The organism is Bremerella cremea (assembly GCF_039541315.1).
GTDB classification, from domain to species: domain Bacteria; phylum Planctomycetota; class Planctomycetia; order Pirellulales; family Pirellulaceae; genus Bremerella; species Bremerella cremea.
Window position 1 is genome coordinate 2859598 of the sequence record NZ_BAABFZ010000003.1, and the last position, 14087, is coordinate 2873684.

Sequence of the window (14087 nt, forward strand, 5' to 3'; positions counted from 1 at the left end):
CACACTCTGGCTTCCTGCGTCACACGGCGACCATGCCATGCGTGACCACAACCGTGTGGCCGTTAGCATTCATCGACTGCTGCTAGCGGCGTTTATAGGTGGATTTCGAGTTCGCTGCCGTTTTTCGCTGGCACTGCTGTCATAGAACCCGACTAATCGCTAGCACCATATCGCTAGACCGGGAAATAGAGGCCCGGGTGGGCAGTTGGAAGGCGAACTTCGTCGCTCATTTTTAGAGATGGGAATAGATACCCTTCGAAATCGACGCTGTCAAAAACTGCGGACTAAGAAAACTGTTTCTTCTGGGCCATCCGTGGGGGCGTTTGATCCATAAACCGCTATTGGGTAAATCGTTGGGGCCCCGGTACCATGCGGCGGATCATCTTTCTTCATTCCTGGAAGAAAGGATCTTCGGCACGGTTAGACCAGTCCAGGGGAACGGATGCGCCTGACACTACGAACCTTGCTCGCTCACCAGCACGGTCTTCTCAACGAGCAGCAAGCGGCAATCATTTCGCAGAAAATCGAACAAAGCCCGTTCGTCGCGCAATTGCTTCGGCACTTGCAAGATCGCGTCGGCCGGCGCGAAATCGTTCCGTTGACGATCGAAGCACGTGGCTGCGCGAGTCTCGATAAAGTGATGCGTTACCTCGATCATGCCCTGCCAGCTGAAGAGGTGGTCAAGCTGGAAAACGAATGCTTCGCTTCCGATCGCTTGCTGGCCGAAGTCGCGGCGTGTCACGAAATCCTCTCGCAGTGGCTTTCGACCCCTGCCCCAGTCGAGCCAACCCTTCGTCAACGTTTGTATGCCGTTATCCCTGGCACTTCCGCGGCCGTCGCAGGAACCGACGACGAGATCGCCATCGAATTGCCTGCTCTGGCATTCAGCAGCGAAGCACCATCGCAGCCGCGCGCTGAACGAAAGCCACAAGCCGAACAGCCGGCCCGGAAAGGCTCGCTCATCGGAACGATGTTTAAGCTCACCACGCTGGCCGCGTGTGTCACCGCATTGGTAACCGCTGCCGTGATGAATCGCGAGAAGGTTCGCGAAATCGTGCTTCAACAATGGGAACAGCAGCTTGCTCCAGCCGACACTCCGCAGCCCACCGCGCCGGTAATCGCTCAGCAAACGCCTGCCCCAGAGGCATTCCTGGCTCAAGCCATGCCCATGGAAACAACTCCTGAGGAGCCAGTCACGAGTGAGCCTCCGCGTCGTCTGCCGGAAGTCGCCACGACTGCGTTCCATATGCCAGTTGCCAGCGGTAATTCTTTGCGGCCGCTGGACGAGCATGCCTATCAGATCAATTCCGCTGCCGGAACGCTGCTGCTCTCGAAGGGATCGGCCTCGTGGGTTTCACGAGACCTCGATCGCTTTGCGAACGGTCGAATGGTGATCACGCCTGGCGGGCAGTGCCTGCTGAAGCGGGATGACGTGGAAATCGAAGTCGCGGCGATCTCGGAGCTGAATTGGACAGGTGAAATTCTGACCGTTCGGTATGGCACGGTGGAAGTCGCTCTTGAGGCCGGAGCTAAGCTGAAGCTTCAGATTGCCGGCCAGGACCTGGAGATGGTCGCCAGTGATTTGCCGGTTCGGGCTCGCCTGCGAACCTCGGCCGTTACTGCCGCTGGGATCGACTTTGCCTCGGCCCAGGGAAATCAGGAAGTCCACATTGAAGGGCTCGCAGGAACCTCGGAACTGCGTCTATCGAGTTGCCGTGGGCCGTTCACGCTCAAGCCGGCCCAACGAATTGCCGCGCAATTGCATCAAGGTGTTCGCTCGGAAGAGCCTGCCGCGGAAGACGCGTCGGAGCTGAGCGTTCGCACCGGGACCCACTTCGCGGAAACGCTTCAAACGGTCGACGATCCCCTGCTCTACTTGCGTGGATTGAGCCAGCGAGCCGAGATTGGTCAGGCCAGTTTGGCCAAGGTGGCTTTGGCTCAGGTCGAAGACGCCCAGTCGCTCGCCGCGATCTGGAGCCAAGGTCCGTATGAACTTCAAGTTCATGGATTCGATCCCCGGCAGTTCGTTGGTCAAGATCCGCACCTGGCTCGTTGCGTCAAATATGCTCTGGAAAGTCACAGCCCCGAACATGGCCCGCTGATCTATCGTTTGCTGTGTGGTTTCTCGTCGGATCAAATGACCGAGCAAACCCGCTCGCAGTTGGAGACTCTTTGCCAGCATCCAGAAACGGCCATTCGCGGATGGGCCAGGACCTTGCTGGACGATACCGATCAGGTGGCCAGTCAGCCGGCAACGCTCTATCGCTAGAGACGCGGACCTTCTGAGCTCTCTTTCTGGCGAATGCTCCCATCGTTGTGGGGGAAATGTGGTTCGAGCCCACCCTAGAGACACCCCTTGGGGTGTATATGGTTGAATTGACGAGATTGCTCGCCTTGCGGGGGGAATGAGGTAGAGTGAATATGGGACCGAGGTGCCGCCTACAGGTCGTTCTCGATTTATCAAAAAACGTTGAAAAATTGAACCGAAACGGGTGGTGGCTCCATTTGTCAGCTCGTTGCGTTGCTTGTAGACTGGGATGTTTCCGCTATAGCATCGATGATGAAACAGTGGCTAGTCCTCCGTCGGCAACGTCGGTCCCCAACCGATTTCCCACGCTTTAGCCCCACTTAGTCGGATCATCCCCGTCAGGAGATTTCAGACGTGCAAGTCAACATTTCAACGCGTCATGGTCATTTGAGCCCCGCTTCGCAAGAGACGATCACCGAGAAAGTTTCGAAGCTGAATCGTTTGTTCGAACGGATCACTGGGGTGGAAGTTACGATCGACCTGGAACACACCGAAAAGCCAGAAGTCGAATTGCGCGTTACGGCCGAGAAGACCGAGGACTTCGTCGCGACCGATTCGGCGGAAAGCTTGCTCGCAGCACTCGACAGCACGATTCACAAGATGGAACAACAGCTGCGTAAGCATAAAGAAAAGCTGAAGGCTCACCGTGGAAAGGGGCAGCAGCCTGCTCCCGACGCGGAAACGAACTTCGAGGGATAAGATATCGACCACGCTGGCGAAACCACGCTGGACATCTGGCACCGAGTCTCTGCAGCGACTTGGACCGGCACGGTCCATCATGAAAAGGAACCTAGCTAATGAAGTTTGCCGATTTTATCAGTGTGAAGGCAATCAAGCCGGAACTGGCGTCGAAGGATAAGGAAGCCGTTATCCGCGAATTGGCCGGCAGTCTCGTTGCCTCGGGCGATATCATGGAAGATAGCGCCGAAAGCATCATCAAGGCGATCCTCAAGCGAGAAGAGCTAGGTAGCACCGGCATCGGCCGTGGCATCGCTGTTCCGCATACCAAGCATCCAAGCGTCGAAAAGCTGGTAGGCACCGTCGGTGTGAGCACCGAAGGGGTCGATTTCAACAGCCTCGACGGTGAATCCGTTCACCTGTTCTTCCTGCTGGTTTCCCCTCCGGATCGCCCTGGCGATCACCTGCGAGCGCTGGAAAACATCTCGCGTCAGTTGCGCGACGACATGTTCTGCAAGTTCCTCAAGCAGTCTAAGTCGGTCGAAGACATCAAGACGTTGCTGGACGAAGCGGACAACAACCAGTTCGGCAGCTAAACAGTCGCATTATTCCTGGCGGAGCTGTCGAATCGGTCGGTGTTGGGGTAACGCCGACAAGAGTCTCTCGACAGCTCCTTCATACGGGGCAATGGTTGGATGGGCGAGGAATCCATCATTCGAAAAGTCGTCGTGCCGAATCGGCAGGGACTACACGCACGTCCGGCGAACATGTTCGTCAAGGTCGCGCTACAGTATCAGTCCCAGGTCGAAATTGCTCGCGATGGCCTGACAGTCAGCGGTAAAAGCATCCTCGATGTGATGACGCTGGCTGCCGAGCAAGGTACCGAGTTAACGATCATCGTGACCGGTCCGGATGCCGAAACCGCCGCGAATGCTCTGGTCGAAGTTGTCCGTCGCTTCGTCGAAGAGGATGAAGAAGAGGGCGAGTAGTCGTTCGCTGAAAGCGGCAGCTCGTTTCTCCCTAATCAAGTGAGTCAATCATCAATGCGTGTTCTCCAAGGGATTGCTGTCTCTCCCGGCGTCGCTATCGCAAAAGCGATGGTGGTCGACGACCAGCAACCTCGCGTGACACGTCGATTCATCTCTCGGGCGAACGTCGACGCTGAACTGAAGCGTCTGTCTGGGGCCATGGATCTTGTTGCTGAACAGATCCAAGCCAGCCAGGATGAAGTCGCCGTCGAACTGGGTGACCAGTATGGCGCGATCTTCTCGGCTCACCTGCAAATGGTCCGTGACGAGAAACTGAACGAGTCGTTGATCGACTCGATTCGCTACCGTCATTACACTGCAGAATATGCCGTTTCGCAGTCTTTTGCCCGCTATATCCAGTTCTTTGAACGGGTTCCCAATCCATTTCTGCGGGAACGAGCCGGCGACTTTCGCGACATCGAACAGCGTCTGCTGAACGTTCTGTTCGGGGCGGATGCCAAGAAGAAGCTGGCGGCCAAGCAGCCTTCAATCGTGCTTGCCAACGATCTGACGCCCAGCGAGATGGCGAATCTCGATCGGGTAAACATTCGTGGCATCGTGACGGAAGTGGGCGGACCTGGTAGCCACTCCGCCATCGTTGCCGAAGCCCTCGAGTTGCCAGCTGTGGTTGGTGTCGGGGCGAACCTGCGAGATATCCAGACTGATACGATGCTCATTATCGATGGGCATCAAGGCCGTGTGATTGTCTCGCCAGACGAAGAGACGATCGCGCGCTACGAGAAGGAAGTCGAGCAACAGCGTCAAACCAAAATCCGACTTCGCGGCCTCCGTGATTTGCCGGCCATCACCACCGATGGCGAGACAATCACGTTGATGGCCAACATCGAATTCCCCCACGAAGCCGACGCGTGTATCGAACGTGGTGCCAGCGGCGTGGGGTTATACCGGACCGAGTTCCTGTATCTCGGTCAAGATTGCGAGCCCACCGAGGAAGACCATTACCAGGTCTACGCCAAGGTGATTCGCGACATGCAGGGCAGCCCGATCGTGATTCGGACGCTCGATCTGGGGGCGGATAAGATCTTCGGCGAAGATCACCCGCCAGAGCAGAACCCGTTTTTGGGTCTGCGAAGTATTCGCCTTTCGCTCCGAAATACCGACCAATTCCGTCGACAATTGCGGGCCATTTTACGGGCCAGCGTGTTGGGGGATGTCTCGGTGATGTTCCCGTTGGTCAGTACGCTGCACGAGTTGCGGCAGGCCAAGATGTTGCTTTCTGATCTGATGGAAGACCTGGAAGAGCAGTCGATTGCCTTCAACCGAGACCTCAAAGTCGGCATTATGGTTGAAGTCCCATCCAGCGTGGTAATGCTGGACCGATTCGCTCGGGAAATCGATTTCATCAGTATTGGAACCAACGATTTGGTCCAGTATACATTAGCTGTCGATCGCAATAATCCAGACGTGGCCGCACTTTACAATAGTTGCGACCCGGCTGTTTTACGACTTATCCAGATGGCGGCCGACTCGGCCCAAAAAGCAAAGATCGATGTCACGCTTTGCGGCCAGATGGGGGGGAATCCCGTTTACACCATGTTGCTAATTGGCATGGGTTTGCGTAGCTTGAGTGTTACGCCGAGCGCGATTCCAGAGATCAAGCAGATTTGCCGCACCGTTTCCACCGAGAAATGCCGGGAATTGGCCGCTCGCGTGCGAGATATGGACAACGCTTGGGAAATTAAGCGATTGCTACGAGAACACTTACGGCAATTGTTCCCCGACGAGGCCTAGACCACGCCCGCCCTAATGGGCAGAAGTGGCAGCGACATTGAAGGCAATGCCCAGGCACTGCCTGGCAGACAAATCACACAAATACTTGTCCGGCGAATCGAAATTCGCTGGATCCCTTGACACAGGTTCAAGACTCGAACGCTTTATCGAAATGAAAGGCAAGCGGATCGACGGCGGGGACTTTTAAAAAGCCTGCCACCGATCTGACCCGATTTCACGCGACCAGCGACATACCCGTGGCCCAGCTACGTTGCTGTTGATCGCCAGGTAAGAGGCCGCGATCCAGAAGCCGCCAACCGCCAGAGCCCAACTCCTCCGACTCGGAGGACCACACAATAACCAAAGGCTCTGCAGGTTCCTTAGGCGGAAATGAGACATCGCACGATCCCTATCTGGCGTCCTACGAAGATCGCTCGCCTTGAAATCGCTTGCCCAGCAAGGAACACACTGTTGGAAAACCGGACAACCCGCGACATACCACTACAGATTGCTCAACAGCTGCTGCAGTAGAAGAACCGGACCGGACTCGGCTGCGGGGCTTCTGCCTGGCTGAGACAACATCAGTTGATACCATCCCTTTCGAAAAAGCTTTTCGCGGTCATGGACCCCATGCACCAAAGCGAGCTTTTCATGAAAAAAGAGATGCTGATCAACGTCTCGCAGCCGGAAGAATGCCGGATTGCGATCGTTGAAGATGGGATTCTCGAAGAGTTTTATCTCGAGCGCACCAGCCAGGAAAACTTCGTCGGCAACATCTACAAAGGTGTCGTCGTCAATCTCGAGCCCAGCATTCAAGCTGCCTTTGTCGACTTCGGTGTCGGCAAGAATGGCTTTCTTCACATCAGCGACGTCGAGCCCCAGTACTTCCGTCAGGGTGGCTACGATCCAGCTGCCCAGTACGATCGCCCTGAAGACCTCGCCGCATCGCGCTTCGGCAGCGATTTCGGTGATGACGATGAAGAAGATGGCGACGACGACGTCGAAGACGATGCACCTTCCAGCGGTGGCACGAAGACTCAGCAGCGTCGTGGTCGCCGTCAGCGTCCAGGGGCCCGCCCTCGCGTGAAGCCTCCGATTCAAGAGATCTTCAAGCGTGGCGACGAAGTCCTCGTCCAGGTCATCAAAGAAGGGATCGGCAACAAAGGTCCAACGCTGTCGACCTACATCAGCATCCCAGGGCGTTACCTGGTGCTGATGCCAGCACTGGGCCGCGTGGGCGTATCGCGGAAGATCGAAGACGATCAGGTGCGTCGCCGTTTGCGTAGCACGCTGCTCGATCTCGATCCGCCGAAGGGACTTGGCTTCATCGTCCGCACCGCCGGTCAGGATCGAACCAAGAAGGATCTTTCGCGCGACATGGCTTACTTGCTGCGTCTGTGGCGATTGATCGTCCGACGCATCAAGAAGACCACCGGTCCTTGCGAGATCTACGAAGAAAGCGACATGATCATCCGCACGATTCGCGATATCTTCGCGGCGGATGTCGACGCCATTTACATCGACCGTAAAGAACAATACGAAGCGGCCAAAGAGTTCCTGCAACTGGTCATGCCGCGTTTCGTCGATCGTTTGCAGCGACACGACACCAAGGAAGCGTTGTTCCGCAAGTACAACCTTGACGAAGAGATCGCCAAGATCCACCAGCGTGAGGTTCCTTTGTCGCGCGGCGGTTCGATCGTGATCGATCAGACGGAAGCCCTGGTTGCTATCGACGTGAACAGCGGTAACTTCCGTTACGACGGCTCCTCGGAGGAAGCGGCCTATCAGTTGAACCTGATGGCAGCCAAGGAAATCGCTCGTCAGCTACGTCTGCGTGACTTGGGCGGCGTGATCGTCAACGACTTCATCGACATGCGTCGTGAAAAGCATCGTGCGAACGTCGAGCGAGCCCTGAAGGACGCCGTGAAGCGTGATCGGGCTCGGACCAAGATCTTGCGAACCAGCCCATTTGGCTTGGTCGAAATGACGCGTCAGCGCGTCCGACCGAGCCTCAAGCGAAGCATCTTCCGCGACTGCCCATGCTGCAGTGGCCGCGGTGTGGTGAAATCGTCGGAAAGCATGGCCATCGAGGTGACGCGTGTTCTGATTGCCGCAGCTCAGCAGCCAAAGGCTTCGCTGATCAACTGCCGCGTCAACGAAGAAGTGGCAGCCTATCTGAACAACAAGAAGCGTCGCGAAATCGCCCAGATTGAAGACGACAACAGCGTGGTGGTCCACATCATCGGCAGCGAATCGGTCTTCCCCGAGCATGTCGAAGTGGAATGCAAAGATGCCGAGGGACGCCGCATCTACATGGCCGACCCTCAGGAAACGGCCCGCAACGGCCGTCGGTAAGTCTTTGGCTTGCCGTGAGTTAGGTTAATACCCTCTGCCGCATGTTTTGCCACGGCAGAGGGGCCTGTGGCAGATTGCATCCGGCGGTCGCGGACGACCGCTGAAGTTGCAAGAAATCGCCGGGGAGCCCTCGACAGTTGCCGTGTTTGTCGGTAAATTGTGTGGTTTCCCCTGAACCCATTTGCCCCGCCTGGGGCCGTTCAAAATATAGAACCACGATTGGATTCAATCGGATGTACGCGATCATTCAAGAAGACGGTAAGCAAATCAAAGTCGAACAAGGCCAGGAACTCCGCATCGATTACCGTGTGGAAGCTTCCGCTGGCGACGCCCTCACGTTTGAAAACGTCCTGCTCGTGTCGGGCGAAGGCGGCGTGAAGATCGGCAAGCCAACCGTCGCTGGTGCTTCGGTCACCGCAGAAGTTCTGGGTGTCGTCCAGGGCGAAAAGCTGACCATTCAGAAGTTCCGTCGTCGTAAGAACAGCAAACGTAAGACGGGCCATCGTCAGGTCTACACCAAGGTGAAGATCAACGAGATCGTCGCTTAGTTCGACGTCGAACAACGCACAAAACAAAAGAGCCGCGAGCACATGTTGCTGGCGGCTTTTTTGCTGCGCTAATCGCAACTTCACAAGCCGATGAAATTCGCACGATCGGTATCGTGAAGAAAATCGAAAAAAGACTAGCCAAACCGTTCTGGGGTCGATAAGTTATTCCCCATGCGAGAGGGTACCACCTCTGGGGCGAGCAATCGAAAGCCCAAGGGAGACAAGCTTTCGAAGGTCAAGGCTGACCTGGTTTGCATTTGCCCATACGCTGCCATGCGACCGTGACAGGAGGTTGCCAAACGCATCGAGCCTGAACTTTGGGGGATGGATTCGGCTAAGCAAATTTCTTCAGCTCGACTGTGATGTTGACAGTACCCTGCAGTATTCACCCTACCGCAGGGTACTGTTGTTTCTTGATCGCTGCTTGGTCTTCGTTCTAAGACGCATACCACGCCCAGAATGGGTTCCAGAACAGCATCACTCCGACGACCGTCGCGAACATGCTGCTCGCCAGCACAGCTCCACTTCCGACGTCAAGCGCTCGTTTGAGGTGTACGTTGAACTCTTGGTCCACCGCCCGGGCCATCGATTCGAGCGCCGTGTTGAGAAGCTCGGCAACCAGAACCAGCCCGATCGTCAGCAAAAGGATCGCCCAACGAACCTGGTCGAACTGAAGCAGCCCTGCGGCCGCGATGGCGATCGCCGCCAAGGGGAGGTGAACGGAGAAGCTGGTCTCGGTGCGGATTGCCCAGAAGATGCCTGAGAAGGCGAGGCGGAACTTGCGAAGCCAGCCGCTGGGTGTCGGGTCGTTCTTCATCCGCTGCCGGTCCCCTGCTCCGAAGTTTATTCGAGCCCGTAAGCTCCCAGCGGCGGAATCGGTTCGCCGTTGATCTTGCTGTACTGGCCCGAGGCGAAGAAGCGTGGTTCGATATTGATGCCGATGCCGACATTGTTTCGGCTGTTGTCGACCGTGAAGTTCAGCGTTACGAGGCTCGACTCGCCGATCCGCGTCAGGAAGACGTTCTGGCCGAGGTTCGTGTTACCCGTCAGATCGTAAGCAGTACCCAGGCCGCCGAACCACTTGTCGCTCAAGCGATACTGCAGCGAAGCCAGGATCAACTGGCTCTGGAACGGCTGCACCGTGTTGGTGTAGCTGAGGTACAAGTTGCCGACCTGGGTGCGGTTGATCGCGCTGCCGATGGTGACCGTCTGCAGGCCGTCGTCGAACAGGTCCCAGAAACCATTCGAGAACACCGACAGGCGGTTGCCGACTTGCCAGTTGAACTGGTAGTTCAGCAGGCCGACCGTTTCGCCGAAGTTGTCGCGGTCGGCGTCCGGGAAGATCGTTCCGCCGACGTCGAGCTTGACCCAGTCGATGATCTTTTCGTTGCCTGGTCCACCACGCTTGGTCTGCCAGGTCTGTCGCAATTGAAGCTGAGCGGCGGTCATGTCGTCGGCGATTTCGCTGACCGACGAAGTGACCTGGCCTTGCTGGTTGGTACGGTACGCGTAGTTTCGCGGATCGACCTGCCATGGGACCGGCACCCCGGCTGGCAGGCCATACGTGTCGACGCCGAAACGTCGCTGGAATGCTTCCTGCGAGTCGTCATTCAGTTTGTTGTAGATGGCGACCCGCGAGAGGTCCTGGCTCGAGTCGGCATAGTACATGTCGCCATACAGCGTCACCTTGTGGGCGATGCCGTTGATGTTCAGCAGTTGGCTTTGAATCTGGCGGTTCACGCTCCAGGCCATGATGCTGCCACGGATACCCCCTTGGGCATAACCACGCAGCATATCGTCGCCGTTGATGTCTTGGGCCTGGTAGGTGACGTCACCCAGGGCATAGGGAACGACCTTCGAGCCGAACAGTTCCAGCGGCATGTCGATCTCGTGACGACTCGAACCAACGATCCCTTCCGAGTCTGTTTCGTACGGCAGGGCCGACCATTTCGCCAGTTCCGTTGGATCCTCAGGCGGCGAAGACGGACGAAGGCGGGCATAACCGATCGTTGAGTGCGAGAAATAGGTCAAGCGATCGAACGCCAACGGTTGGCCCAGCATGTAGTAGTCGAGCTTCGGCAGCCATTCGGTCTGCATAAAGAAGTCGTTGACCCGGTTGGCTCCCTGGATATTGAAGCTTTGGTTGCCGACCAGTCGTTTCAGCTCGAAACGGGTATCAAAGTCTTTCTGGGTGTCCCAGTCTTTTTCGTAATACGACTCGAGGAAGTTGCGGTCCGAGATCACCCCCAACTCGCCGGTGAACTGGAAGTCCCAGAACGTCATCTGGCGATGTCGGCCCCAGACGCGTCCACGGAAGTCAGTTTCTGGTGGAATGTCTCGACGATCGGCACCCAGGTTATCGGTGCCGGTATCGTAGATCGCCCACGCATCGAGGAAGCCGGTGGCTGGATTGTTGAAGTACGGGAAGAACGTGTTGTTGAAGTTGAATCGCGTTCCGACACCCATGCCGCGATCGGAGAGGTAGTCGAGATCGGTCAACCATTCGGTTCCTTCCCACGGATCCTCGATACCGAAGACCTCGTAGTTGTCGAACTCGGTCAGGACCTGGAAGCCGAAGACACCATCGTTCTTGAAGCTGATCTTGTTCAGGTAGAACACCGGATCGTTGATATCGGCCGACAAAACGGGCCAATAGAAGACCGGCGTGCCGCCCACATACAGCGTGTTGTTCCTTGAAGTCGCCAGCCGCTTGTGATCGATCTTGGGTTGGCCGGTGATCGGGTCGATCTGGGCTTCGCCGAGGCGATTGGTGACGACCGATTCCTGGTCGGTGTATTCAATTTGATTCGACTGGAACCAATACCTTGGCACGCCCATACGACTTGTGGTGATCGCCGCCCCAAAGGCCTGATACCGCGACGGATCGACTTGCTGCAGCACGTCCGCCTTCAAACGAACAAGCCCCTGGTACTCGGGCACCGGGGTGAGCAGTTCGGCTTTGAGGATCGTGCCATACTTCTGCGCGACGTTGTAATACATGCGCTCGGCATAGACGACTTTCTCTCCCTGGCGGAAGACGACGTTTCCTTCCAGGTAGACCTCGAACTCGCCATCGCCAACAATTCCGTCGGTCGTACCGAGCCCCTCGAGTCCTTGCTTCGACCAGATGATGGCTCGGTCGGCGAGGAGGCTTACCGAGTTCAGTTCGCCCAGGCCATCGATCATCAGGTTCATCCCTTGATCGAAACGGCCGATCGTTTCGCCCGTGTTCGGATCGGTTTCGACATCGACATGGAAGCCGGTCGAATAACGCTGTGACAAGCGAACACGGATCTGAGGCTGCGGGGCCGCGAATGCCGGTGGCATCGGATCGCCAGCTTCAAACTGGATCTGCTGGATCGGGGCCTCGATGGCCTGTTTGGGGGCGTAGTCTTCGTCGGAAGGCTGGGCGTTCTGTCCGCGATGGTAAATCGCCGGAGCGACCGCCGGCGGAGCCTTCGTCGTATCGACTGGCAACTGAATACGCGAGGTCGTGAAGAACTGACCGAGCCAGGTCGAGTCTTCCACCGAGGCTGGCCCTTTGGCGTCACGCCAGGTGACGTTCGCTTTGTTCTCGAGGTAGACCGTGACTTTGTGCGGCACCAGTCGGAATGGCTGGGCATACTCGATCCATAGCACGGCGTCTTTGGCTTTGGCGATCGTCTTGCCTTGGACGATTTCGCAGTCGCCATGCAAGATCCACACTTCTTTGTCGCCATCTTGCCAATGCCGGGCATCGTCGGCTCGGACATAAATCGGCCGGGTAACATCTTCGTAAGGAAGGTGAATTTCGGCGGAAGCAACTGCCGATAGAAGGGCCAACACCACCAGCGATGCGCACATCTTGAGCGCACGCGTGAAGCACGCGGAACCACGCATCGAAATCATCGAGTGCGTCTTCGGACTTTTCCTGCGAGGGGGGAACAGGGTCCTGGCTTCCTTGCCGCTTGACTCTGAATGTTGGTCATTCCCGACGTGCCGTTATGCTTGCGAGCGGCACCCCGAGACTTTAAAGCGGGGCGGATTATAGGGATGCGTCTTGACCAGGGCAAGCCAGCTTCAGGCCATTTAACGGGGCGAGCGGCGGCGAAGAATCAGCTCGATGCCAGCACATGCTAGCACCGCCAGGATTGGCACCAGCGGAGAACGCATCCGCATGTTACTCCAGAAGAAGAGATGAACCAGCGTGAAGCTGCCCATTAAGGTCAGTGCCGCAATCCAGCCCGGCCGTAGAAGCTGCTTGCCAAGTCCGATTAGCCCGGCAATTACGAGGGAAAATTGCACCAGATACCATGCCCCGATCGCGTAACGCATGGCAGCACGCTTGCTGCTTTCATCTACGCTCAACGCATTCGGAAGTGGTCGCCAGAACATCCCCAGTCGGACCAGCGAGCTGTAGGCTGCCATGCCCGGATCGGCCTGCATCGTCTCGATTGCCTCGGCATAAGCAGCCCGATCACGAGCTAATTCGCTAGCAGAAGTACCATCGTAAGGATGGCGTTTGGCGAATTTCTGGTGGAACTCGGTGTTGTCCCAGACCGGCGTGTCACCGGAACGAAGGTACTCGTAATACGACTCGTTGTTCCCCCACAACAGCGTGTGCCCCCCGTGACTGGTTCCCAGGACCGGAGCATCAAACACCATCCAGTTACGGACCACCCAGGGTGCCATCAAGAAGAGGATCGTCAAACCATACGCAGCAATCGATGTAAATCGCAGCTTCCAGCTAAACCGGCAGGCCAGCAGGGACAGCGGGATGAGGGCACCCCAAATCAGGAAGGTGGGCCGGCAGAAAATCGCCAGGGCCACCGCCCCGGCGACGTTCATCCCTTGGATGGTCAGATCTCGGCTGGTGGGAGCGGGCTCGGAGGTTTCCCCAGTCGAAGCCAGGGCTGAAACAGCAACGAGGGTCAAAATCGCCAGGCAGGTTGCCAGCGTTTCCGTCATGACCAGCGTCGATTGATTGAGCAAGATCGGATCGACCGCCACCAGCAGCGCCGCCAGGCTTCGCCAACGGCTAAGCCCCATCTGGATTGTCCAGAAGAACGTCAGGCCTACCGTGATCAGTCCGACAATCACGTGCAACCCCATGACTTCGCTCGGCAGAACATGCCGCGAAATACTCGTAATAGCCAACAGAAGGGGATACAGCGGCGGTCGAAATGCGGTCGGCTCGACCGGATCGGACGTGGTAAACGAGTGCAGCTGGATGATGTTATTGGCCAGCAAGCGGTAGCTGTCGGGGTCGTCGCGGAAGTTATCCATCTGGACGAGACCGATTCCCCCACGAATCAGCAGGGCCAGCACCAACACCAGGTACCACTGCCAGTCGAGCCACACACTTTCGCGGCAGGGCGTGGTGGGTGTGGGATCTGGGGTGGAATCCATCGTGCAGACCGATCAGAAGAAGCCGACTCGTATGAAAAGGGGGACTTCGTA

The 14087-nt window shown here is 57.0% G+C and carries 10 protein-coding genes; 7 read left to right on the forward strand and 3 right to left on the reverse strand.

Annotated features, from left to right (window positions below; genetic code table 11):
* Window positions 1-442 precede the first annotated feature (442 nt).
* The 7 genes from ABD890_RS13965 (at window position 443) to rplU (ending at window position 8648) form a co-directional block, all read left to right on the forward strand.
* Complete coding sequence (locus ABD890_RS13965) at window positions 443-2269, forward strand: hypothetical protein (RefSeq protein WP_345090412.1); 1827 nt, start codon at window positions 443-445, stop codon at window positions 2267-2269.
* Between the two features lie 393 nt (window positions 2270-2662).
* Window positions 2663-3007, forward strand: coding sequence for a ribosome hibernation-promoting factor, HPF/YfiA family (gene hpf, locus ABD890_RS13970; protein ID WP_345090415.1), 345 nt, complete (start codon window positions 2663-2665; stop codon window positions 3005-3007).
* Between the two features lie 98 nt (window positions 3008-3105).
* Window positions 3106-3582, forward strand: coding sequence for a PTS sugar transporter subunit IIA (locus ABD890_RS13975; protein ID WP_345090417.1), 477 nt, complete (start codon window positions 3106-3108; stop codon window positions 3580-3582).
* 99 nt (window positions 3583-3681) lie between these two features.
* Complete coding sequence (locus ABD890_RS13980) at window positions 3682-3975, forward strand: HPr family phosphocarrier protein (RefSeq protein ID WP_345090420.1); 294 nt, start codon at window positions 3682-3684, stop codon at window positions 3973-3975.
* A gap of 54 nt (window positions 3976-4029) precedes the next feature.
* Window positions 4030-5766: a phosphoenolpyruvate--protein phosphotransferase gene (ptsP, locus tag ABD890_RS13985; protein WP_345090422.1), complete on the forward strand. Its 1737-nt coding sequence runs from the start codon at window positions 4030-4032 to the stop codon at window positions 5764-5766.
* 630 nt (window positions 5767-6396) lie between these two features.
* A complete protein-coding gene (locus ABD890_RS13990) occupies window positions 6397-8100 on the forward strand; it encodes an Rne/Rng family ribonuclease (RefSeq protein WP_345090425.1) in 1704 nt (567 codons plus the stop codon).
* A gap of 233 nt (window positions 8101-8333) precedes the next feature.
* Window positions 8334-8648: a 50S ribosomal protein L21 gene (gene rplU, locus ABD890_RS13995; RefSeq protein ID WP_345090428.1), complete on the forward strand. Its 315-nt coding sequence runs from the start codon at window positions 8334-8336 to the stop codon at window positions 8646-8648.
* A gap of 436 nt (window positions 8649-9084) precedes the next feature.
* On the opposite strand, the gene ABD890_RS14000 is transcribed toward rplU, so the two are convergent.
* From ABD890_RS14000 to ABD890_RS14010, 3 genes are all read right to left on the reverse strand, one after another.
* Window positions 9085-9465, reverse strand: a complete 381-nt coding sequence (locus ABD890_RS14000; protein ID WP_345090431.1) for a diacylglycerol kinase — start codon at window positions 9463-9465, stop codon at window positions 9085-9087.
* Window positions 9466-9491: 26 nt separating this feature from the next.
* Window positions 9492-12527: an LPS-assembly protein LptD gene (locus ABD890_RS14005; RefSeq protein ID WP_345090434.1), complete on the reverse strand. Its 3036-nt coding sequence runs from the start codon at window positions 12525-12527 to the stop codon at window positions 9492-9494.
* 189 nt (window positions 12528-12716) lie between these two features.
* Complete coding sequence (locus tag ABD890_RS14010; RefSeq protein ID WP_345090437.1) at window positions 12717-14036, reverse strand: hypothetical protein; 1320 nt, start codon at window positions 14034-14036, stop codon at window positions 12717-12719.
* Between the last annotated feature and the right edge of the window lie 51 nt (window positions 14037-14087).

What these genes read in the sequence shown, in the direction of transcription:
- ABD890_RS14000 (WP_345090431.1), bottom strand. Translation starts at nt 9,465, where the DNA reads ATGAAGAACGACCCGACACCCAGCGGCTGGCTTCGCAAGTTCCGCCTC.
- ABD890_RS14005 (WP_345090434.1), bottom strand. Translation starts at nt 12,527, where the DNA reads ATGCGTGGTTCCGCGTGCTTCACGCGTGCGCTCAAGATGTGCGCATCG.
- rplU (WP_345090428.1), top strand. Translation starts at nt 8,334, where the DNA reads ATGTACGCGATCATTCAAGAAGACGGTAAGCAAATCAAAGTCGAACAA.
- ABD890_RS13975 (WP_345090417.1), top strand. Translation starts at nt 3,106, where the DNA reads ATGAAGTTTGCCGATTTTATCAGTGTGAAGGCAATCAAGCCGGAACTG.
- ABD890_RS13980 (WP_345090420.1), top strand. Translation starts at nt 3,682, where the DNA reads ATGGGCGAGGAATCCATCATTCGAAAAGTCGTCGTGCCGAATCGGCAG.
- ptsP (WP_345090422.1), top strand. Translation starts at nt 4,030, where the DNA reads ATGCGTGTTCTCCAAGGGATTGCTGTCTCTCCCGGCGTCGCTATCGCA.
- ABD890_RS13965 (WP_345090412.1), top strand. Translation starts at nt 443, where the DNA reads ATGCGCCTGACACTACGAACCTTGCTCGCTCACCAGCACGGTCTTCTC.
- ABD890_RS13990 (WP_345090425.1), top strand. Translation starts at nt 6,397, where the DNA reads ATGAAAAAAGAGATGCTGATCAACGTCTCGCAGCCGGAAGAATGCCGG.
- ABD890_RS14010 (WP_345090437.1), bottom strand. Translation starts at nt 14,036, where the DNA reads ATGGATTCCACCCCAGATCCCACACCCACCACGCCCTGCCGCGAAAGT.